The sequence below is a fragment of the uncultured Granulicatella sp. genome, from assembly GCF_938030755.1.
Lineage (GTDB): Bacteria > Bacillota > Bacilli > Lactobacillales > Aerococcaceae > Granulicatella.
Genome location: NZ_CALHIF010000079.1, coordinates 1 through 21,746, shown reverse-complemented (window position 1 = coordinate 21,746; position 21,746 = coordinate 1). Strand labels below are relative to the sequence as shown.

The 21,746-nt window shown below is 37.4% G+C and carries 21 protein-coding genes; 19 read left to right on the top strand and 2 right to left on the bottom strand.

Going from position 1 to position 21,746, the window contains the following annotated elements:
* The first annotated feature begins 63 nt into the window (after window positions 1-63).
* Together Q0594_RS08180 and Q0594_RS08175 are read left to right on the top strand one after the other, a co-directional pair.
* Window positions 64-687, top strand: a complete 624-nt coding sequence (locus tag Q0594_RS08180; RefSeq protein ID WP_298731133.1) for a PepSY domain-containing protein — start codon at window positions 64-66, stop codon at window positions 685-687.
* A 421-nt stretch (window positions 688-1,108) separates the two neighbouring features.
* Window positions 1,109-2,083, top strand: coding sequence for a hypothetical protein (locus tag Q0594_RS08175; protein ID WP_298731131.1), 975 nt, complete (start codon window positions 1,109-1,111; stop codon window positions 2,081-2,083).
* A 153-nt stretch (window positions 2,084-2,236) separates the two neighbouring features.
* On the opposite strand, the gene Q0594_RS08170 is transcribed toward Q0594_RS08175, so the two are convergent.
* The gene (locus Q0594_RS08170) at window positions 2,237-2,872 is read right to left on the bottom strand and encodes a YigZ family protein (protein WP_298731129.1); all 636 of its coding nucleotides are present in this window, start codon (window positions 2,870-2,872) and stop codon (window positions 2,237-2,239) included.
* 112 nt (window positions 2,873-2,984) lie between these two features.
* Here Q0594_RS08170 and Q0594_RS08165 point away from each other — a divergent pair, with 112 nt between their 5' ends.
* From Q0594_RS08165 to cls, 17 genes are all read left to right on the top strand, one after another.
* Window positions 2,985-3,215, top strand: coding sequence for a DUF1146 family protein (locus Q0594_RS08165; RefSeq protein ID WP_049555919.1), 231 nt, complete (start codon window positions 2,985-2,987; stop codon window positions 3,213-3,215).
* A gap of 27 nt (window positions 3,216-3,242) precedes the next feature.
* Window positions 3,243-4,559, top strand: coding sequence for a UDP-N-acetylglucosamine 1-carboxyvinyltransferase (murA, locus tag Q0594_RS08160; protein ID WP_298731126.1), 1,317 nt, complete (start codon window positions 3,243-3,245; stop codon window positions 4,557-4,559).
* A 185-nt stretch (window positions 4,560-4,744) separates the two neighbouring features.
* Window positions 4,745-6,907, top strand: a complete 2,163-nt coding sequence (locus Q0594_RS08155; RefSeq protein ID WP_298731124.1) for a PBP1A family penicillin-binding protein — start codon at window positions 4,745-4,747, stop codon at window positions 6,905-6,907.
* A 78-nt stretch (window positions 6,908-6,985) separates the two neighbouring features.
* Complete coding sequence (locus tag Q0594_RS08150; protein WP_070445929.1) at window positions 6,986-7,330, top strand: YlbF family regulator; 345 nt, start codon at window positions 6,986-6,988, stop codon at window positions 7,328-7,330.
* A 112-nt stretch (window positions 7,331-7,442) separates the two neighbouring features.
* Entirely contained in the window at window positions 7,443-8,612 is a 1,170-nt protein-coding gene (locus Q0594_RS08145; protein ID WP_298731122.1) for a DNA repair exonuclease, read from the top strand.
* Window positions 8,612-11,056, top strand: a complete 2,445-nt coding sequence (locus Q0594_RS08140; protein WP_298731120.1) for an AAA family ATPase — start codon at window positions 8,612-8,614, stop codon at window positions 11,054-11,056. Before Q0594_RS08145 ends, Q0594_RS08140 begins: the two co-directional genes overlap by 1 nt.
* A gap of 3 nt (window positions 11,057-11,059) precedes the next feature.
* The gene (locus Q0594_RS08135; RefSeq protein ID WP_298731118.1) at window positions 11,060-12,016 is read left to right on the top strand and encodes an HD domain-containing protein; all 957 of its coding nucleotides are present in this window, start codon (window positions 11,060-11,062) and stop codon (window positions 12,014-12,016) included.
* Window positions 12,017-12,105: 89 nt separating this feature from the next.
* Window positions 12,106-12,630: a hypothetical protein gene (locus Q0594_RS08130; protein WP_298731117.1), complete on the top strand. Its 525-nt coding sequence runs from the start codon at window positions 12,106-12,108 to the stop codon at window positions 12,628-12,630.
* Between the two features lie 208 nt (window positions 12,631-12,838).
* Complete coding sequence (locus tag Q0594_RS08125) at window positions 12,839-13,171, top strand: PadR family transcriptional regulator (RefSeq protein ID WP_298731116.1); 333 nt, start codon at window positions 12,839-12,841, stop codon at window positions 13,169-13,171.
* A 2-nt stretch (window positions 13,172-13,173) separates the two neighbouring features.
* Complete coding sequence (locus tag Q0594_RS08120) at window positions 13,174-13,755, top strand: DUF1700 domain-containing protein (protein WP_298731114.1); 582 nt, start codon at window positions 13,174-13,176, stop codon at window positions 13,753-13,755.
* A gap of 35 nt (window positions 13,756-13,790) precedes the next feature.
* Window positions 13,791-14,369, top strand: coding sequence for a GNAT family N-acetyltransferase (locus Q0594_RS08115; protein WP_298731113.1), 579 nt, complete (start codon window positions 13,791-13,793; stop codon window positions 14,367-14,369).
* Window positions 14,353-14,799, top strand: coding sequence for an HIT family protein (locus Q0594_RS08110; RefSeq protein ID WP_298731111.1), 447 nt, complete (start codon window positions 14,353-14,355; stop codon window positions 14,797-14,799). Before Q0594_RS08115 ends, Q0594_RS08110 begins: the two co-directional genes overlap by 17 nt.
* A 145-nt stretch (window positions 14,800-14,944) precedes the next feature.
* Window positions 14,945-16,312, top strand: a complete 1,368-nt coding sequence (locus tag Q0594_RS08105; RefSeq protein WP_298731109.1) for an FAD-dependent oxidoreductase — start codon at window positions 14,945-14,947, stop codon at window positions 16,310-16,312.
* A gap of 8 nt (window positions 16,313-16,320) precedes the next feature.
* Window positions 16,321-16,737: an Rrf2 family transcriptional regulator gene (locus Q0594_RS08100; RefSeq protein ID WP_298731106.1), complete on the top strand. Its 417-nt coding sequence runs from the start codon at window positions 16,321-16,323 to the stop codon at window positions 16,735-16,737.
* 254 nt (window positions 16,738-16,991) lie between these two features.
* Window positions 16,992-18,665 carry a ribonuclease J gene (locus tag Q0594_RS08095; protein ID WP_298731105.1) on the top strand — a complete coding sequence of 558 codons (1,674 nt, stop codon included), beginning with the start codon at window positions 16,992-16,994 and terminating at the stop codon, window positions 18,663-18,665.
* A 20-nt stretch (window positions 18,666-18,685) separates the two neighbouring features.
* Window positions 18,686-19,291 carry an energy-coupled thiamine transporter ThiT gene (locus tag Q0594_RS08090; protein ID WP_298731104.1) on the top strand — a complete coding sequence of 202 codons (606 nt, stop codon included), beginning with the start codon at window positions 18,686-18,688 and terminating at the stop codon, window positions 19,289-19,291.
* A 63-nt stretch (window positions 19,292-19,354) separates the two neighbouring features.
* Window positions 19,355-20,815 (top strand): cardiolipin synthase, encoded by a 1,461-nt coding sequence (gene cls / locus Q0594_RS08085; RefSeq protein WP_298731102.1) that lies wholly within the window; start codon window positions 19,355-19,357, stop codon window positions 20,813-20,815.
* 407 nt (window positions 20,816-21,222) lie between these two features.
* Here cls and Q0594_RS08080 read toward each other — a convergent pair.
* Window positions 21,223-21,746, bottom strand: a 524-nt coding sequence (locus tag Q0594_RS08080) for an IS3 family transposase (RefSeq protein WP_298731101.1), incomplete at its 5' end; no start/stop codon positions are given.

Genomic DNA, 21,746 nt, shown 5'->3' with positions numbered 1-21,746 from the left:
AATTCGTAAAAGTTTCTTTGAAGTTCTAACAAAATAGTGTTGTATAATAGCTGAAACTTAAGAATGGATCGAAAAAATGAAAAAACAACAAAGATCTTAAGTCTTGCAGCCGCAAGCCTGCTAGCAGCCTGTTCAAATCAAGCAGCACCTTCAGAGACTACGCAAGCAACTACAGCTCAAGCAACGACTGTACAAGCGACAACTCAAGCATCGGCTACGACTGCTACAAATACAACTGTAACGACAAACGCTTCAGAAGATGCAATGGGAAGACAAAATGCAATGCAAAAAGAAATTGTAGATGCATTTAAAAAAGAATTCCCAAATCTTGATATTACTGCATTAGAATACTCAAATGGGATGTTCTATGAAGTAGAAGCGATGAATGATACAAATGAATATACGTACCGTTATGATAAGTCAACAAAGACTTTCATGAAGGTGAATGAAACAACTTCAGATAAAGAAGAACATGATGAAGAAAAAATTGACTTAGCTACTTTGAAACAAGTAGATGAGATGGCAGCAATCGCTCAAAAAGAATTCCCAACAGGAGTTCTTCGTGAGTGGAGCGTAGACAAAGATAATGGTGAAATTATCTGGGAATTCGATCTATTCGTGAATGGACAACAAGTGAACGTTAAGATTTCTAACGCAACTGGAAAAATTACGGAGATTGATCGCTAATTAAATATTGTTTATAAGATACCCCGTCAAGGACTGTTCATACAATGCTTGAGGGGGTATTTTTATGCTTAAAATAATAAGAAAGAGCCCGAAAAAAGATTAAGAGAATGTTAAGAATTTTGAAAAGTTGAAAAAATAAAAAATTAAAAAAACGAATTTATTCATTGGATAGTGGGAAAAAGGATTTATAGGTGGAATTAAATCATTTAAAAGCATGAAATATATAATATTTTAAATAAAAAAATAAAACCGCTATCAAATTTATGTGATTGCTAGTATAATATAAATGAATAAAAGAAAGATTGGGGTAGTGTATATGAGTCAGGAATTGTACCAAAGTATACCATTGCTATTTAAGCTCGCAAAAAAGCAAACAGAACTCAAAAATGCTGCCTTTGCTTTTCAGAATAAAAGAGGAGCAGTGAAGTTTTTCTTTTTAATTGAACGTGATGAACAGCAAGATTTGCGTTTATTATTCTTCAAAAACGAAGAAGAACTTGTTCGTTATAGACTCTCTGAACGACTGGTAACCATGTCGGATGAGGTAGTCGGAGAGGAACGGACCGAAGCGTTTTGGTTTAGAAAAGGCATCGAAATTCAGTTTTCAAAACGTGCGGATTTCGATGAAGAGGAAATCGAATACTTGAAGCAGAAAGGATATCCTGTGAAAGGGGCCAGAGAATTGCCAATGATTTCGAGTTTCAATGAACCATTTGATTTATTCGCAGACCTTAAGAAATCAGAAGTCCAGTTTGTGCTACGTGTGAGTGATATTCTCTTGCAAGAAGGCAACTGGAAGGAGCTCTTGAAGGCTGCTAGTATTCTCGACCAAGAAGACGCGGATTGCTATGCTGTTCTCGAATATAATCAAAAAACAAAGGCAGTCAAGTCGCTTGATACCACGCGTAAGGAAATCAGTTTCAATCAGATTGCAGAATTGAAGCCGTTCTTCCAAGTAAAACCTGAGCCCGTTGCAGTCAGTGATTTCTCGCTCTTACGTGCAAAAAAGGTGATTCAAGGAATCTTGCCGGAAACTTTTGAGATCCAGTTGATATTGTCGCCAATTGCGGCCATGGGATTTTATAAAACAGGTGCGTTTATGCTGGCGATAGCCGATGAACGTGAAATCATCTTCTTACAAGAAACTGATTTAGAGACAAAAGCGATTCAGAATTATATTTTAGAACTCATCATGATGATGGAGGCTGTACCGCTTCGATTTATTACAAGTGGACCATTTGCATTGAGACTCTCGAATATGGTCGATCAGCTCTTAAAACGACTTGGAACAGATATTGTCATCTTGGATGAATTGCCAACGATGAACCGTTACTCAAGCCTTGCGAAAATGGAACTTCTATTGTCGCAAAATGATATTGATAATCTTCTCTTTTAAGTGAAACGTTTGGAACCCGTGCCCTTAACGTTTCCGCTAGTGTAGGAATTGGAAGGGGGAGAAGCTAAATACTCTCACAGCTTCTCTGTCCATCCATCCTCGAATATAAAACGTAAGTGAAAGAGGTCTATTCATTCGAATAGACCTCTTTATTTATTGAACTGGATATTCTGTATACATTTCTCCAAGACTCTTGAACTCCACTTGATTTTGTAAAAGTTCAATGATGGCTGCTTGGAAAGCTTCAACCTCTTGAACAGGGAGGCTGCAGGTGAATTGAACATTATTGAGGAAGACTTTATCGACGATGGGAATATTGTTCGTTTGACAATAATATTCCACTTTTCCTACATGTGCATAGTTGAAAGAAAGTGAGAGTTGTTCCTCAAGCCGACATTCTACCACTCCTATGGCTTTCAGGCCTTCACTTACTGCCCCAGAATATGCGCGAACGAGGCCCCCTGCTCCTAGTTTTGTACCGCCAAAGTAACGAGTGACTACCACAGCGATGTCTTTTAATTCGTTTTTCTTCAACACTTCTAGCATGGGAACACCTGCTGTTCCGCTAGGTTCGCCATCATCCATTGCTCGTTGTACTTGATCGTTTTCACCAATAAGAAAACTAGAGCAGTTATGAGTGGCTTTCCAATGTTCTTTTTTGATAGCTTGGATAAATTCGAGCGCTTCTTCTTCGCTTGTTACTCGCTGAAAATGTGCAATAAAACGAGAACCTTTAATCTTGATTTCTTGAACGCCATTTTCTTTAATCGTTTTATATTTTTCTAACATTCTTTTCCCTCGCTTTCTTTCAGTATAGCATAAAGCCCAAAGTATCTCCTGCTTTTTTTTAATGGTCAAATATGATAGTATAGAAAGGCAGTATATGACTGGGGGAATAGGTATGATTCAGGTAACATTGATGGTTAGAATGACGCTAATTATTGCTTTTATCGTACTGAGTTACTGGGCGCTTCAAGGAATTCAAATTGAAAAAATCCTGAAAAAAGGGCGCGTACAAGAAGCACGAATCCTCTTTTTACTTATCGCCATTTGGATGGGCGCAAGTATAGCAAAAGTCATATTCGATTTATCAGACTATTTAAATCAGTATATTCAAAATGTGATACAGTAATTGGATTGAGTTTTCGGAGGTTATTTCATGGAAAAGATGATCGTTCGCGGTGGCGATACACGTCTTCAAGGGACAGTAAAAGTTGAAGGAGCTAAAAATGCGGTATTACCGATATTAGCAGCAAGTATTTTAGCGGATAAAGGCGTTACTCATTTAACAAATGTACCGAATTTATCAGATGTACATATGATGTTAAACGTATTAGGAAGCCTAAACGTATTAAGCACATTTGATGAAGAAGAAAAAGCGATTACGTTGAATGCTACAAAAGATATTACAACGACTGCTGCTTTTGAATATGTGAGCAAAATGCGTGCGTCAATCGTTGTGATGGGTCCACTATTAGCTCGTTTTGGACATGCGCGTGTGGCGATGCCAGGTGGTTGTGCCATTGGTAGTCGTCCAATCGACCTTCACCTAAAAGGGTTCGAAGCGATGGGGGCAACGATCGTTCAAACAGAGGGATATATTGAAGCTCACGCGGAAGAATTGCATGGAGCTCGTATTTACCTAGATTTTCCATCAGTAGGTGCTACTCAAAATATCATGATGGCTGCAACATTAGCAAAAGGAACTACTCACTTAGAAAACGTAGCTCGTGAACCAGAAATCGTAGACTTAGCTAATATTTTAAATAAAATGGGTGCTAGAATTGTGGGAGCAGGGACAGAAAGTATGCGTATAGAAGGGGTAGAACGTTTAGACGGAACAATCCATTCAATCATCCCGGACCGTATAGAAGCAGGAACTTTCATGGTCGCAGCAGCGGTAACCAAAGGAAATGTCTTTATTGAAGATGCAATTGCGGAGCACAATCAACCTTTAATTTCTAAATTAGGGGAAATGGGCGTTCAATTTATTGAAGAGGAAGATGGCATTCGTGTTATTGGTCCAGATTCATTGAAACCAACCGACGTGAAAACATTACCTCATCCAGGATTTCCAACAGATATGCAAGCGCAAATGACGATTGCCCAATTGCTAGCAACAGGAACTAGTACGATGACGGAAACAGTTTTCGAGAACCGTTTCAATCATTTAGAAGAAATGCGTCGTATGGGAGCTCAATTCCGTATTGATTCTCACACTGCTGTGATGACGGGTGCTTCTGTCTTGTCTGGAGCAGAAGTAAAAGCAACGGACTTACGTGCAGCAGCGGCATTAATTATTGCGGGTATGGTCGCTAAAGGATATACAAGAGTCACAGAATTACAGTTCTTAGACCGTGGATACTTTGAATTCCATGAAAAATTGCGTGCTTTAGGAGCAACGATTGAACGTGTGAACGAACCAGAAGGCCAAGCATTTAGTAATGAAGATTTAGAAAGACTATTTGCAGTATAACATCATAAGGACGTAAGGAAGAGATTTCCTTCGTCCTTTATTTCTTTTATGCGACGGAGTGGGCTAAGAAGACGGGGATGTAAAAGAAGAATCGTTTAATTTTTTGTAAAAGGTCAAAAGCTTCTATGTGGTTTTAAAAGAATTTGTGGTACAGTATAATAGATTCAATTTAAAAGGAGGATTGTATGAACGAAGAATTTAATGAAAAAGATCATGTCGATCACATGACGCATGATCAAGAACAAGAAGAGACAGTCGAACATCGTCATACAGAAGAGCCTACACAACCATCGATTATAAAAAGAGTTTGGAATCATAAGATTATGTTAGCTATTCGTCGTTTTTGGAGAAAATTCCATGTGACGAAATTAATTCTTGTCCTTATGCTTACGGCTATTACGGCATTTTCAGCATTTTTAGTCTATACCGCTAAAACTACTGATGTTAGTGGCTTAAGAGCTGGGATGGTACAAGTAACAGAAGTTTATGACCGTAATAATCAAGAAGCAGGAGTGTTAAATATAAACAAAGGAGAATTTGTGACCATCGATCAAATCTCTCCAAATATGATTAACGCCCTCGTTTCTACGGAGGATAAGCGGTTCTATGATCATCATGGATTTGATCCAATGGGGTTCCTACGTGCCACATTTGGGTTATTACTCAATCGCGGTCGTGTCACGGGTGGAGGAAGTACTATCACCCAACAGTTGGCTAAGAATGCCTTTCTAACACAAGATCAGACGTTTTTGAGAAAAGCAAAAGAACTCTTTTTAAGTTTTGAGCTGGAAAAGAAATATTCGAAAGATCAAATTTTAGAGATGTATTTAAATAATGCCTACTTTGGCAATGGCGCATACGGAATTGAGAATGCGTCTTTACGCTACTTTGGTAAAAGTGCAAAAGATTTAACCGTCAGTGAAGCTGCCGTATTAACCGGAAGCTTAAAGGCACCTAATGTGTATAATCCAATCGATGATATGGAAGCAACGGTAAAACGTCGCGCTACAGTCTTACAATTAATGGTGACTAATGGAAAAATTACGCAAGAGGAAGCTGATAAAGCCGGAGCGGAAGTGATTACGGTTCAAGACGCTTATGTAGCAAACTCTCGTTATAAATATCCTTATTATTTTGATGCCGTTATTAACGAAATTACTAATAATTATGGGATTAGTGAAGAAGAACTGCTAAATAAAGGGTATAAAATCTATACAGGCTTGGACCAAAAGATGCAAGCCGATATGGAAGAAACTTTCTCCAATAGTTGGTTATTCCCGAAAGCTAGTGACGGAACGATTGCTCAAGCGGCTTCTGTTGCTATGGATCCACAAAATGGAGATGTTCTAGCAACAGTTGGAGGACGTACGAATGAGAAACATACCTTCCGTGGATTTAACCGTGCCACTCAACTACAAGCACAACCTGGTTCTACGTTTAAACCGTTAGCTGTATATACTTCTGCTCTGGAAGAAGGATATCAACCGAATTCTGTACTTGTGGATGAAAAACGTTCCTATGGATCCGATAAATATACTCCAGAAAACTGGAATAAACAATATCAAGGAACCGTTACGATGACAGAAGCGTTGAACCAAAGTTGGAATGCTCCAGCAGTGTGGCTATTAGATAAGATTGGTTTGAAAAAAGGAATTGAAAAAGTTCATCAATTTGGAATTGAAACCGATCCAGGAGATGAATATTTAGGGATTGCTTTAGGAGGACTTACAAAAGGGGTTTCTCCAATCCAAATGGCCTCAGCCTATACAGCTTTTGCCAATAAAGGTGTTCGTACGAAACCTCGTTTTGTTACTAAAATTGTAGATGCAAACGGAAAAGTCATTGTTGATAATACAGCGGTTAAAGACAATCGTGTAACGACAGAAGAAGTGGCTAAGAAGATGACAAGTATGCTTCTAACAGTCTATGGTCAAGAAGGGTTAGGAGCTCCATTTTCCCCTTCAGGTAAAATTATTGCCGGTAAGACAGGGACTACAGAAGCTCTTAATAATGAAAATGGCTCTAGAGACCAATGGATGATTGGATACACGCCGGATGTAGTGGTGGCAACTTGGATGGGATATGACCAATCCGGAAATTATTCTTTATCTGCTTCCAGTAGAGATGGGGTAGGGCCGCTCTTTAAACTAGAGATGGAAGGCTTACTGCAATATACAGCCAATACGGCCTTTAATGTAGAGCCTGTGAAAACGAAACAATCGAATCAAAAAAATCAAAATAATACGCTGGATAATTTTATTCAGGAAGCTCAAAAGACTGGAGAACAAATTTGGAATCAACTTCAGGAATGGGGTAAAAATATCTGGAATAAATTTAATAATCGATAGTACGAATGTACGTTCGTATTTGTAGTGTAGTTGTCGACGATATGTTATAATAAAACAAAACAATTAGGAGGATGAAAGATGAGTAATATTTATGATACAGCAAACCAATTAGAACGTGATTTGCGTGATTTAGCAGAATTCAAAACTGTAAAAGCAAGTTTCGAAGCGATTGAAGCAGATGAAACAGCAAAAGCATTATTCGATGAATTCCGTCAAGTGAATATCGAATTACAACAAAAACAATATTCAGGACAAGAAATTACGGAAGAAGATATTCAAAAAGCTCAAGAATTAGGACAAAAAGTGAGCGAAAATGAATATATTAAAGCGTTAATGGAAGCGGAGCAACGTTTGAATACGATTATGCAAGATATTAACCGTATCATTACAAATCCACTTCAAGAGCTTTATAATGGGAAATAGTTCAATCAAACGGTTTTAATAAGAATCGATCCAAAGCATATTTTCTTTGAACGCACGAAAGACGGTTCAGGAAAATATGCTTTTTTTGAAGAAAAAGAAAGGAGTAACTAGAATGGTCAAATTGATCCATGCATCAGATGTCCATCTGGGGATTACTTATGCAGGCATTGGTAAGAATCATCGTGAAATCGCAAGGGAGTTAAGACAGGCTGCCTTTGATGCTTTTGAAACAGTTGTAAATAAAGCCATTGAAGAAGAAGTAGATGTACTTGTTTTATCTGGAGATTTATTGGATAGCTCACGGACCTTTATCAAAGAAAAGTTGTTTCTTCAACAGCAACTGAATCGTCTGGCCTATTTTGGGATACCTGTTATTTTAGCGCTTGGCAATCATGATTCTGGGACTCCCTATGTATCTGGAGATCACATTTATACTTTTGGAAGTACTGTTGAAACAATCGAAGTAGAGACAAAAATGGGGGAACGTGTGGCCTTTAGTGGATTTAGTTATGACATCCCTGTTATCCCTAAGCGCAAAATACAAGAGTATCCCCTCAAAAGTCCTAACTGTGATGTCCATGTTGGTGTGTTGCATGGAGAGGTGACTTCTTCCAGTGGGCGTTATGCACCTTTTTCAATTCCTGAATTAAGAGATAAAAACTATGATTACTGGGCACTAGGGCATATTCATCATTGCCAGGAAGTGTCGCAAACCCCATGTGCTTGGTATAGTGGAACAACACAAGGGGCTGACCGGTCTGAGAGTGGAGAAAAAGGAGTTCTTCTAGTCGAAGTGACTTCAGGACGCCCCCCACAAGTTCGCTTTATTGAGACGAGTAAGATGGATTGGATGGATGTCACAATAAGGATTACAGAAAGTGCTCGTTTGGAAACTGTTCCCTATTTCATTGTGGAGGCTCTGCCAAAAGTAGAAAAACGTAGCCTTATCACCGTCTTTTTACAAATACAAAAGTCACTGTTTACTAGAGAAGAGTTACAGCAACTCACGCAAGTAGTGAATTCTTTATTGGAAGAAAGAGGCTCACTTGTCAGCGTAATGAGTATCAGAGAACAACTGTTAGAGCCTTTACGCGGTGTTTCTGGAATCTCTTTAGTAGGGAAGAAGGATTCTACCATTTTTTCTGAAATGGATATTGCCAAGAGTGGGTTTACGAATCAATGGATGAGTGATTTTCTTCGACAAGAAGAGGTTCAACAAGAGATTCACGAACGTGCGATGCGTTTATTAGAAGCTCGCTTTTTAGGAAGGGAGGAAGGTTAATGTATATTTCAAAAATCGAAATCGACTATTTTGGAAAATGGGAACATGAGACGTTTACCTTCCATCCGAACTTACAAGTTGTTCAAGGGCTGAACGAATCTGGGAAGACGACCATTCGAAGATTTATCGAACAAATGCTCTTTGATTTTAAGCAAAAGAAGAATGGGGTGTATCCTTATCAGCCACTTCATACAAATACGCGGGGCGGGCGAATGTGGATTGAAGATGAAGGACTAGGTTCTCTCATCATTGAACGAACTGCGGTAGGTTCTCAAAAGAAATTAGTGTTAAAATCGACCGAAACAGGTCAGGCATTACCAGAGTCCATGCTCGAGCGTATCCTCCACGAATTAACATTGGGTGAGTATCATTTGCTTTTTGGATTTAATGAGGAGGAATTGCAACAAAACGTCTTTAGTAATGAAGAAGAAATGCATCGTTTCTTATATAGTCTCAGTGTTATGGGACATAAAGGGGCATATGAAGAGAGTCAAAGGCTATTAAATGATGCGAACAAACTGTATCGCCCTCAAGCAAAAAAACTCGAACTTAATGAGCGAATCGACCGACTCGAGGAACTAACGAATCGGTTGTCACAAACGAAAAGCGAGAATACACTCTATGAAGGATATCTTCGTTCTATTAAAGAGCTCCAACATGAAGAAGAGGAATTAACTATAAAACTTTCCAAGACGCAAAACAGAATAGATGCCTTAGAAGAAAAGAATACTTATTTTGATGCATTGGAAGAATACCGCACCATTGAAGGAAACAACGAGTTGCCAAAAGAATATGACCATTCTAAGGCGGTAGAGGCGAATCATTGCTTACATTCGTTTGAAAAAGAAATCGAACAGACAAAAGAAGAGTTAAAACGAACAAAAGCTCAAGTTCAAGCTCTAGGTGAAGCTACAGAAGACACAGCACTTGAAGCTCTTTATAAAAAGGCTCAAAGTGTGGCTGCTGTTGAAGAACGTGCTTTTGAATTGGAACGTGAGTTGAAGACTCATTCTGGAAATATCGGTGTTCAAAGAGAAGGTGTTCAACCCTTTACAGAGGCTGAACTCGCCAAATTCGATGCAATGCAAAGGAAAAATCAACCTTTAATGTCGATGAGGACTGAAATAATCATTGGACTGATTGGAATTATCGTGATGATTGTTGTTGGATTTCTAACCAATCAAGTACTAGTAAGTGTGATCATTGCTACAGGTCTTGGGATTGCAGGAGGGCTCTTTTTACAAAAAAATGGACAGGTTATTTCTCCAAAAAGCAAAAAAGAGAATGAACGTATTCAACAAATTTTCTTGGATAAAGGCATTGAACTGACCCTGGAAGAAGCAAAACGTTTTATTAGCCGAAACGAAGGACGTAGTGTCAATGATTTCTTACAAAAGAAGGAACAGTGGATTCAGTTGAAAGAAAGACTTTCAGCATTTAAAGAAGAAACTCAAGACTTCTGGAAAAAAGTAGAAATCACTGCACCGGCAACTATCAATCAACAACTAGGAATCATTCGTGAGACATGGATGACTTCTCAAAAAAGAGTGGCCAAAACGGAACAACTTCTAGAAAATATCCAGATAAAACAGCATCAGTTAGCGCAATTAGAACAAGATACAATAGGGGTAAGAGAAGAATTGCTAAATAGATTGCAACCTCTTGGTATTACAACGATAGAAGCTTTTAGAAGTCAACTGCCAACTCTTGATCAACAAGTAGCTTTGTCGCAAAAGAGAGCCTATATTCAAAAGCAAGTCGCTATTTTCTCGAGTGAAGAAAAAGAAAGCTTGCAACGTGAAACACTTGAAGAAGAACTTCAAGACGAGGTTTTCACGAAGACGCAGTTGGAAAGTAGACGTAAAGAGGTCAGAGATCAACTAGTAAGCCTCAAAACAAAGGCAGAACTGTTAGAAGAAGATGAGCAAGTAGAAGCCCTTCAAATGGAAGTGGACTTTGAACGATTCGAAGCTCAGGAAGCGATGAAGGATTGGGCAACTCAAGTGTATGCTGCAAAATGGATCATAAAGCAACTAGATGAAAAGATTCCGACGAAAGTTCCTTTGATATTAGAGGACGCGAGTCGTATCTTTAGCCGATTAACGAGGGGACAATACACGAAGATTCATTTGAGTGATACGCAGGCACAAGTACAACAGGAAAATGGTCAGTGGATGGAAGCTTTCTATCTTTCAAAAGGGGCATTGGACCAATTATATATTGCGATTCGTTTTGCTTTTATTTTCCAATTAGCTAAGAAAATGAAAATACCGGTTCTGATTGATGATGGGTTCGTAAACTTTGATAGAGAACGGCTATCGATTATGATAGAATTAATGAAAGAGCTATCTAGTGTAACACAAGTATTTTACTTTACTACACAAGTTCCTACCGAAATTTCAAAAGAGAACATTCTAAAGTTGAGCCAAAGAGAAAGAGGGTAAATTATGACAAAAAAATTATATGAATATAATGTAGATGAGAACTTTGAGATTTTCCTACTCATTAAATCTGCGGATGTACGAATGGCGAAAAATGGGAAACCTTTTATCGCTTTTACCTTCCAAGATCAGTCTGGTCAAATGGATGGGAAGTACTGGTCAGCAACCTCTGAAGATATTGAAAAATATGTTCCAGGGAAAGTGGTTCTTTTAAATGGAAAACGGGAACTATATAATAATTCTCCTCAAGTCAAAATTGTGAGTCTTCGTCTAACAGACGCATCAAAGGGAGAGCCAACTTCTGCGAGTCACTTTGTAGAACACGCTCCGATGACTAAACAAGAAATGGAAGAAGAATTCAATCAATTAATGTTTGAAATTACAAATCCATATTTCAGAAGAATTGTCCATAATATTCTAGGGAAATATCAAGAAGCCTTTTTTGAATATCCGGCAGCTAAACGTCATCATCACGCCTTCGTTGGAGGGTTGAGTTTCCATACATTATCGATGTTGCGTTTAGCAAAATCAATTGCAAGTCAATATCCTCAAATCAATCGTTCATTATTATTTGCGGGTGTTATTATTCATGATATCGGTAAAACCATGGAACTATCAGGGGCTATTGGAACAGAGTATACCTTGAAAGGAAACTTACTCGGACATATCGTGATTATGGACGAAGAAATTACAAAAGCTTGCGAAGAACTAGGGATTGACGAAAATCAGGAAGAAGTTCTCTTGTTGAAACATTTAGTGTTAGCGCATCACGGGAAGTTAGAATACGGGTCTCCAGTTCGACCTCAGCTACTTGAAGCAGAAGTATTGCATCATATCGACTTATTAGATGCGACAATTACGATGATGTCGAATGCACTGGATAAGACAGAACCTGGAGCATTTTCAGAACGCGTATTTGGTTTAGATAACCGCTCATTTTATAAACCATTATCCCATGAGTAAGAATAAAAGTTTGATAGTATGCGTAAATAAAGAAGCCATCACTATCACTAGCAAAACTCCAACCGACATTCATTTAATCGAGGTGTGAAATGAAAACATTGGGTTCAAAAAGATTATTTAAATTAATTTTACAGTTTGCGATAGGCCTTGTATTATTAGCTCTATTATGGATTTTGTTTAGTTTTACTCGTCCAAAATATAATGATGATGCTTTGTTTTCTTATGAAATCATCAATCAATCAAATCAAAATATTGAAGAATTGATTATTGGTGAATATTCTGAGAACGATATTAATTCTCCAGAAGATCGAGTGTATTTAAAAAATCTAGCAGCTAATTCTAGAACAAAAGGAGCAGTAGACATTTCTAAATCAGAAAGAAGTGTTTCTCCGTTCTATTTAGATTATGTATATCAAGGAAAAAGAAAAACGTTGCTAAAAACGGTATCAGTTGAAACTAGGCCAAAAGGACTTCATATCACTATCACTATTAAGGATATGGATAACGAAGGCTACATGACGGGGACTACCGAAATCAATTCATTTATTTTTGAAAAACGAGAATTTACCCCAGAAAGTATAAAAAGAGCGGAAAAAGCAAATAGCACACCATAAAAAAATAGTTAGAGTGGAATTAAACGGAATTAAGCTAATCTAAGGCTTAGTTCCTTTTTATTTTGGTTCTATCATTTTGAGGGTTGGTGGAAAATTTCCTTCAACCCTCAAAATGATAGAACCTTATATTCTTTAATATCTATTTTCAAAATATGCCTTGCAATAGAATGTACTGTGTGGTACAATGTATATAAGAAAGGGTGGTATCATGAATGGAGAATGGACGTCTCAAATAAAAAGAGGAACTCTCGAGTATATCGTATTGCTGTTGATTGCTAAGGAAGATCGATATGGTTATGAATTAATTCAGCTTCTGGAAAAGTATCCAATGTTAAGTACTAAAGAAAGCACAATTTATCCATTATTGAGAAGGTTGTTGAAAAATGGTTATCTTGAATCCTATTGGAAGGAAATTGCAGAAGGGATTCCTTCGCGAAAATATTATCGACTAACTAATCAAGGGTATGACTATTTCAAACAATTAGATAATGATTGGCAAAATTTAATGAATAGTATTATAAAAATTAAGAAGGAGATATAAATATGGAAAAAGAATTAAATTATAAATTAGAAAGTTATTTAAAGAAAGTTGACAACCAGTTGAACTTTATACCCGTCTCAGATAAAGCTGATATATTAAGTGAATTAAAAAATACTTTTTATGAGCGACTTTTAAATGGTCAAACGGAGGAAGAAATCCTTGATGAAATGGAGAGCCCAAGAGAATTAGCGTTGAGTTATATGAGTGAATCCATTACCAAAGACCAGAAATTTACTTGGAGAAGATCCTTGAAGGTATTTACAGTGTATTCGACTATGTTTTTTTCAAGTATTTCTATTATTCCAACTTTAGCGGCACTTTCTTTTACATTTTTTATTTCTAGTGGATTATGTATTTTAGCTGGTGTTGCCGGCTTGTTGAGAGGCATATTCTCAATTTCTTTATTTTATGAATTAAAAATTTACTTCTTTTCTCATGAATTAGAAGGATTTCCAGCATTGATAACCGGTCTGATTTTGGCCGTCATTTTCGGAGTGTTAGGAATGGTTTGTTGGAAAGGTGTTGTTAGGACTGTTAAATTTTTACGAAAACAACATTGGAATTTGAAGTATAGTGAAAAATAAAATTGTTTTAGACTTTTCTATTAAGGAGGATAAAGATGAACCCAATAGGAACAAAAACAATTCACACAAAACGATTAATCCTCAGACCATTTCAAGTGGAGGATGCACGAGAGATATTTGAGAACTGGGCAAGTGATTCTGAAGTGACGTATTATTTAACATGGCTTCCTCACGAGTCCGTGGAAACAACTAAGGAGAGCCTGAAAAGGTGGGTAGATGGTTATCAAAATCCGCTACAGTTCAAGTGGGCAATTGTCTTGAATGATGAGGTCGTCGGTAATATTGATACCGTACACGTAAAAGAAAAGATTGACGCAGTTGAGATTGGGTATGCACTTAGTCGCAAATGCTGGGGAAAAGGAATAATGACAGAGGCATTGATTGCAGTTAGTCTCTATTTATTAGAAGAGGCGGGATGTAATCGGGTTTGTGCACGTCATGATGTGAATAATCCAGCCAGCGGAAAAGTGATGCTAAAAGCCGGAATGACTTATGAAGGCACGTTGCGACAATATGGCAAGAACAATCAAGGTATCTGTGATATGGCGTATTATTCTATCATTAAAGCAGATTTGTTAAAGGAGGAGGAAAAGACAGATGTGTCTGATTTGTGATCGGATTGAATTGATCAAACAAGGAAGAAATCCGCATTTTGTTAAAGAACTTGAAACAGGTTTTGTAGTGATAGGGGATGGACAGTATTTTAAAGGATACACCTTGTTCCTTGCAAAAAAGCATGTAACGGAATTGCATCAGATGGAACCAGAAGAAAAACTTAAATTTCTCGAAGAAATGAGCATTGTGCAAGAAGCTGTTGCAAAGGCATTTCATGCGGAAAAAATGAATATCGAATTACTGGGAAATGGAGATGCACATGTCCATTGGCATCTATTTCCAAGAAAATCAGGAGATATGAAGGATTATGGTCATAATGGTCGAGGTCCTGTGTGGTGGGTTCCTTGGGATGAAATGTCATCTGAGGAGTATCAACCAAAAGACGAAGCATTAGAGCAATTAGTGAATCACTTAAAATCCTTTTTATAAACGTTTATGATGAAGGCATCTACGTAGTGTAGATGCCTTTTTAAAATTTTTTTCAAAACTGTGAGCAGATTCTTTTGAAATTTTTGTTAAACAGTGTATACTCCAAAGTGTAATAAAAATAATTACAGTTAGAAAGGTGATTTATATGACAACTTCAGTAAAGAATATTATTATCGGATTCGGTAAAGCTGGAAAGACTTTGGCCGGTTATTTAGGAAGTCAAGGAGAAGAAACAATCCTTATTGAAAAATCAAAAGCAATGTACGGAGGTACTTGTATTAATGTTGGATGTATCCCCACTAAAAAATTAGCGACAAAAGCTGCTCGTAAACAATACTCAACAGAAGAAGCAAGTACTTATTATGCAAAGAGCGTTCAAGAGAAAAAGGCTTTAATTTCTGCATTAAATCAAGCGAACTACAATAAAGTAGATTCTGTTGAAAAAACAACTATTATTGACGGAACCGCTCGTTTTGTGGATGACCATACTGTAGCTGTGGAGACTGCAGAAGGAGAAAAATTATTTAAAGCAGAACGTATTTTTATTAATACAGGGGCTACTCCATTTGTTCCACCAGTAGAAGGGTTAACGATTGGAGGAAATATCCATACTAGCGAAACAATTATGGATGTGGAAGAATATCTTGAAAGCCTAGTCATCATCGGTAGTGGATTTATTGGATTGGAATTTGCTGCAACTTATGCTCAATTCGGGACAAAAGTAACCGTAGTGGATGTCTTTGATACATTCTTACCTCGTGAAGATGATGATGTTTCTTCAGCTGTTAAAGAGCAATTAGAGTCATTAGGGATTTCCTTTAACTTAGGAATTCAATTAAAAAATGTTCATCAAGAAGATGGAAAAGTGATTATTCAAGCGGTAACGGGAGAAGGAACAGCTTTAGACTTTACTACGGATGCAGTTTTAGTAGCAACAGGACGCCGTGCGAATATTCAAGGCTTAGATTTGGATAAAGCAGGAGTAGCTGTCAGCAAACGTGGTACGATCGAAGTGAATGAATTCTTACAAACAAACGTTCCTCATATCTTTGCAATGGGTGATGTGAACGGTGGACCACAATTCACATTCGTATCATTAGATGATTTCCGTATCGTAAAACGTTTCTTAGCGGGGGATACAACATACTCAACAAAACAACGTGCGAAATTCCCAACAGCAACCTTCATTAATCCACCATTAGCAAGCGTTGGTTTAAATGAAAAACAAGCAAAAGAAGCTGGTATCGAAGTGAAAGTTGCCAAACTTCCTGCAATGGCGATTCCAAAAGCAAAAATCATTGGAAATCAAGTCGGCTTCTATAAAGTGTTAGTGGACGCTTCAAACAACCAAATCGTTGGTGCAACATTATTTGCAGAAGAAGCACATGAAGTGATTAATATTATTGCAACTGCAATGAATGCAAACTTACCTTACACAGTTCTTCGCGATCAAATCTTTACACATCCAACAATGGCTGAAGCATTGAATGATGTATTCGGAATGATTCAATAGGTGATTTAATGGGAAATGACTTCATCGTTATGATTCATTGTCTAACCTATTTAGCGATTCATCATGATAATCGTTATTCCAGTAAAGAGCTGGCTTTTAACGCTTGTAGTAATCCGGCTATTGTCAGAAAGCTCATGAGTTTAGCTGTGAAAAAAGGATGGGTGAGTACAGCTGCTGGAAAACAGGGTGGCTATCAATGGATTTCAGATCCCTCTACAATAAAATTAGGAGACATCTTTATACTCGTTTCTGAAGATGCGCGCCTAGAAAAAACGTTTAAAGAAGCTTCAGACCCATCTTGCCTAGTAAGTTCTCGAATGGGAAAAATTATGGGCAACCTACAAGAAGAGCAAATTCAAGAACAAATTCGATTCTATAATCAAAAAACGATTCAAGATATGATTGATAAGGTACAAGAACAATAGAAGGAAAGACCGAGAGATTCTCGGTCTTTTTTGCTTTTATAAAGAAAGAAGTTTGCAATGTTTGTAGAACTCTTAAAAATTTTTATGGAGTGAATGATTGATGGGAAGAGTTCTAATGCACACGAAAAGAGCATCTTGGAAGGACTTTGAAATTCGCAATATGTCGACAATTATGGTATTCTAAAAGAGCATATATGGTGGTGGAGTCCGCCTAAAAGAAATAATTGTAAATAAAAGAAAATGAGAGGTAAATCATGAGTTCAATTAAAATCATCGCGCTAGGTGGCGTGAGAGAAAACGGTAAAAGTCTATATGCCGTTGAAGTTGAAGAAGACATCTTCGTGCTAGATTGCGGTTTAGTTTATCCAGAAGATGAACTACTAGGGATTGATGTTGTCATTCCGGACTTTAGTTATTTAGAAGAAAACAAAGAGAGAATTGCAGGGGTGTTTTTAACGCACGGGCATGCCGATGCGGTAGGAGCATTACCTTATTTCTTACAAAATATCGATGCACCCGTTTTTGGTTCAAAATTAACAATTGCATTGGCAAAATACTATGTTGAATCTTCCAAATTAGTGAAAGGATTTAATGACTACCACGAAGTTACTGAAAATACAGAAATTGACTTTGCAAGTGCTACGATTAAATTCTTTAAAACAACCCATACGATTCCAGATTCGTTGGCAATTGTGATTAAAACGAGCGAAGGAAATATCGTATATACAGGGGACTTCAAATTCGATCAAAGTGCTTCAGTGGAATATCAAACGAATTTTGGTCGTATTACAGATGTTGGGGAAGACTATGTTCTTGCTCTATTAAGCGATTCAAGTGATGCGGAAAGTCCAGTTGAAAATGTGAGTGACCGTAAAATTGCTGAAGCAATGTTAGAAACTTTCCTAAATGCGCAAGGGCGTATTGTGGTGGCTTGTGTAGCAAGTAATATTTTAAGGATTCAACAAGTTATCAATGCAGCGTATGAATCTGGGCGTAAAATTTTCTTAACAGGTTCAGAACTTGAAGAAATTGTTAATATCGCATTGAGTCTGAATAAATTAACCGTTCCTGATAAAGAATTAATTATTTCTTTCAATCAAATGAAGAAATTACCAGATAATGAACTTGTTATTTTAGAAACAGGAAATGCTGGAGAGCCTATTAAAGCTCTTCAAAAGATGGCATTAGGACGTCATCGTCAAGTAAACTTGCACGAAGGAGATTTAGTGTATATTGCAACGACTCCTTCAGTTGCGATGGAAACTCAAATTGCTCGTACGAAGGATTTAATCTATCGTGCGGATGCTGAAGTGTTTGAAATGGCAAACAGTAAAAAAGCAAGTGGACATGCAACTCCTAATGATTTGAAATTAATGATTAACTTGTTGCAACCAACCTTCTTCATTCCAATTCAAGGGGAGTATCGTAGTTTATTAGCGCATGCGGAATTAGCGAATGAATTAGGAATTCCATATAAGAACATCTTCATTCCTGGAAAAGGGGATGTCGTAGAAATTGAAAATGGCCAAATGAATGCTTCTGGTCAAGTAGCAGCAGGAAATGTATTGGTCGACGGAATCGGCGTGGGCGATATTGGAAATATCGTTCTAAAAGATCGTAAAATTCTATCAGAAGACGGTGTTTTTGTTGCCGTTGTAACAATTTCTAGAAGACTAGGGAAGATTTTGAGCGGTCCTCAAATTATTTCTCGTGGATTCGTATATATGAAGACCAGTGAGGAATTACTAACGGAAGCTCAAAAGATTGTGACAGAAGTCGTTGAAGAAAACTTGGCAAGTGAAGATTTCGAATGGCCAAGATTGAAACAAGAAGTTCGTGATGCTCTAAGCCGTTATCTATTCGATAAAACGAAACGTCGTCCAGTTATTTTACCAATGATTATGGAAGCCTCTAATTATAAAAAATAACAATTTTGAAGGAGATTAGAATGAATTCAAAAGCAGTAAAAATCTTACTTGAAGTATTAGGAGCTGTTGTGGTTTCAGTAGCTCTATCCTATATCCCACAAGAAAGCCTACCTTTCTTTGTGGATTTAGCGATTCTTCCATTGATTTTTGTTTCTCTAAGACAAGGATTAATTTGGGGAACGATTGCTAGTGTCCTCTTTGGATTACTCCATGTATTTTTACATCCAACAGGAGCTGGATTCCTCGTTGTTTCTTTACATGATTCCTTCATGGCATATGGTTTTGTAGGTCTTTCAGGATTCTTTGCTAGAAACACCGTGCGTACTGCGTTTAATGCGCGTACGTCGTCTACTACATTAAATGTTGTAACAGCCAGTTTAATTGCGACTATTGTAAGTTATGGATTCCATGTGATTGCTACGGCAATTGGAGCTCCAACAGTGTTTTCAGCAGAAAAAGTTAGTTTAGCTCAAGGTGTTTTCGAATTTGGGACTAACTTTTTAGTGACACTTATCGTAACTTTACTCATCTTTGTAACCCTTGTTTACGTAAAAAGAGCCGTTTATATTCCAAAAGGAACGCGTTTCTTATCACGTAGAGAACAATCTCATTTATTAAACGATTAATTAAAAATAAAAAAGACCTTGATTCGTCGTGGTCTTTTTTATTTAAAAAAGAAAGGAGAGCGTATGGAATTTATTAGTTCATTTCTTTACCTCATCATTCTTGCGAATACAATTGGGGCAGTCATCACCGTTTTTAGGGAACCTAGAGAAATTGCGGCTACTTGGGGCTGGCTTATCGTGCTTATCATGCTGCCAATTATTGGATTTATCATCTATTTCTTTTTTGGAAGAAGAATTCGAAAAAAACGGATTTTTAATATGAAATCTCAAGAAACAGTTGGCCTTCAAGAATTGGTCGAACAGCAACAAAGAGATTTAGAAAGAACCAAAGAAAAAATTGGTGCTCCAAAGTTTCGTTTTAAAAATGAATATCAAGAAGATTTAGCTTCCTTCTTTTTAGAAACCGATGATGCCATTATTACAGAAAACAATGAAGTGACTCTGTATGTGTCAGGAGAAGATAAATTTGCCAAGTTAAAGGCAGATATCGAGCAGGCTAAACATCATATTCACCTTCAATATTACATCTTTAATGATGATACGATTGGGCATGAAATTATGGATCTTTTGATTGAAAAAGTAAGAGAAGGAATCGAAGTGCTCGTTATTTATGACGCCCTAGGTGCTCGTACGACTAGACAGGGATTTTGGAAAAAACTGCATGATGCAGGTGGACATACGGTTGCCTTCTTTGGTTATTCGTTAGGCTTCATTAACTGGCGTATCAATTACCGAAACCACCGTAAAATTGTTGTGATTGATGGAAAAATAGGATACGTTGGTGGATTTAACATTGGTGATGAATATCTAGGAAAAGGAAAACTCGGGTACTGGAGAGATACTCACTTACGAATTGTGGGAGATGCGGTATATTCACTACAATCTCGATTTTTCATCGACTGGAATGCTGCTGTACATGGAGAGAAACGAAGAGAGTTCGTTCCTGAATATTTCCCTGTGGTAGAGTCACTGGGGCAAAATATGATTCAAGTCGTCTCAACAGGTCCAGATGCTAGTTTACAAAAGATTAAATTAGGACTTATAAAGATGATTTCTATGGCCAAAAAATCTGTATGGATTCAAACCCCATACTTCATTCCAGATGAAAGCGTTCAGGAAGCGTTATCGATTGCGGCCTTGTCTGGGGTGGATGTTCGAATAATGATCCCAAGTAAACCAGATCATCCTATTGTTTACCGTGCAACAGAATTTTATGCTTCTCAAATTATTCAATCCGGAGTAAAGGTATATGTTTACCAAAATGGATTTTTACATGCCAAAACAATGATCGTAGACGGAGAACTAGTGACTGTTGGAACTTCAAATTTTGATATGCGAAGTTTCCGATTGAATTTTGAAGTCAATGCATTCATTTATAATGAAGAAGTCGCTAGACAAGTAGAGACAGACTTTCTAAAAGACTTACATAATTGTACGATTGCGACTAAAGAATATTTTGATAAACAATCCCGATGGAAAAAATTCAAACAAAAATTTGCTCGCCTATTCGCCCCGATTTTATAATAGGATACGAGGGCGAACGCTCAGGTCTGAAACACTGGACCGAAGCGACGTAAGGAACGTGAAACGTTCTGCGTACGATTCGGGAAGTGGACGTCAGTCCTGTGAGCCCGAGTTCAACTAGACAGGATACGAGGAAAAGCGGTTAGAGGTGAAGACGGTTCGCGGTTTTGACGCAAACGGTCAAAAAGACCGTGCGGACAAAACACGAAAGGCTTGAGCCTCTGCTTTTCCGGGTTCAACTACAAAGGATACGAGACATCGCGCCTAAAAATCAAACTTTTAAAAGCTTTGCAATATCGAATAGAAAAGGAATTCACAGTGTTTGTGAGTTCCTTTTTCAGTTTAATTGAAGTAGAAAAATACCATATATGGACATTGTACTGCCCCCAAAAAGTTAGACAATTAATTTAAGCAAAGGATTTAGTTCTGTATTGCACAGGACTAAGTCCTTTTAATTTTACTTTGATTCGTTTGTTGTTGTAATAATCAATATAGTCGACGATTGCCCCCTCAAGTTCCTTTATAGATTTAAATGTCTTTTCATAGCCATAAAACATCTCTGATTTAAGAATGCCAAAGAACGATTCCATCATGCCATTGTCAGTACTATTCCCCTTGCGGGACATAGATGGCTGAATGCCCTTATCTTCTAAAAAACTATGATAAAACTCATGCTGGTATTGCCATCCCTGATCACTGTGGAGAATAGTACTCTCGTATTGTTCTTCTCTAAAAGCTTGTTTTAACATATCTTTTAATTGGTCTAAATTTGGTGAAGACGAAAGGGAATAAGCTATAATTTCGCTGTTATAACCATCTAAAATTGGTGATAAATATAGTTTTTGGTTACTTGTTGGGATGGAAAATTCCGTAATGTCTGTATAGCACTTTTCCATCGGTTTTTCAGCTTCAAATTGGCGTTGAATAATGT

Excerpts from the sequence above, each read along its gene's own strand:
- Q0594_RS08180 (WP_298731133.1), top strand. The coding sequence starts at position 64 with ATGGATCGAAAAAATGAAAAAACAACAAAGATCTTAAGTCTTGCAGCC.
- Q0594_RS08170 (WP_298731129.1), bottom strand. The coding sequence starts at position 2,872 with ATGTTAGAAAAATATAAAACGATTAAAGAAAATGGCGTTCAAGAAATC.
- Q0594_RS08165 (WP_049555919.1), top strand. The coding sequence starts at position 2,985 with ATGATTCAGGTAACATTGATGGTTAGAATGACGCTAATTATTGCTTTT.
- murA (WP_298731126.1), top strand. The coding sequence starts at position 3,243 with ATGGAAAAGATGATCGTTCGCGGTGGCGATACACGTCTTCAAGGGACA.
- Q0594_RS08155 (WP_298731124.1), top strand. The coding sequence starts at position 4,745 with ATGAACGAAGAATTTAATGAAAAAGATCATGTCGATCACATGACGCAT.
- Q0594_RS08150 (WP_070445929.1), top strand. The coding sequence starts at position 6,986 with ATGAGTAATATTTATGATACAGCAAACCAATTAGAACGTGATTTGCGT.
- Q0594_RS08145 (WP_298731122.1), top strand. The coding sequence starts at position 7,443 with ATGGTCAAATTGATCCATGCATCAGATGTCCATCTGGGGATTACTTAT.
- Q0594_RS08140 (WP_298731120.1), top strand. The coding sequence starts at position 8,612 with ATGTATATTTCAAAAATCGAAATCGACTATTTTGGAAAATGGGAACAT.
- Q0594_RS08135 (WP_298731118.1), top strand. The coding sequence starts at position 11,060 with ATGACAAAAAAATTATATGAATATAATGTAGATGAGAACTTTGAGATT.
- Q0594_RS08130 (WP_298731117.1), top strand. The coding sequence starts at position 12,106 with ATGAAAACATTGGGTTCAAAAAGATTATTTAAATTAATTTTACAGTTT.
- Q0594_RS08125 (WP_298731116.1), top strand. The coding sequence starts at position 12,839 with ATGAATGGAGAATGGACGTCTCAAATAAAAAGAGGAACTCTCGAGTAT.
- Q0594_RS08120 (WP_298731114.1), top strand. The coding sequence starts at position 13,174 with ATGGAAAAAGAATTAAATTATAAATTAGAAAGTTATTTAAAGAAAGTT.
- Q0594_RS08115 (WP_298731113.1), top strand. The coding sequence starts at position 13,791 with ATGAACCCAATAGGAACAAAAACAATTCACACAAAACGATTAATCCTC.
- Q0594_RS08110 (WP_298731111.1), top strand. The coding sequence starts at position 14,353 with ATGTGTCTGATTTGTGATCGGATTGAATTGATCAAACAAGGAAGAAAT.
- Q0594_RS08105 (WP_298731109.1), top strand. The coding sequence starts at position 14,945 with ATGACAACTTCAGTAAAGAATATTATTATCGGATTCGGTAAAGCTGGA.
- Q0594_RS08100 (WP_298731106.1), top strand. The coding sequence starts at position 16,321 with ATGGGAAATGACTTCATCGTTATGATTCATTGTCTAACCTATTTAGCG.
- Q0594_RS08095 (WP_298731105.1), top strand. The coding sequence starts at position 16,992 with ATGAGTTCAATTAAAATCATCGCGCTAGGTGGCGTGAGAGAAAACGGT.
- Q0594_RS08090 (WP_298731104.1), top strand. The coding sequence starts at position 18,686 with ATGAATTCAAAAGCAGTAAAAATCTTACTTGAAGTATTAGGAGCTGTT.
- cls (WP_298731102.1), top strand. The coding sequence starts at position 19,355 with ATGGAATTTATTAGTTCATTTCTTTACCTCATCATTCTTGCGAATACA.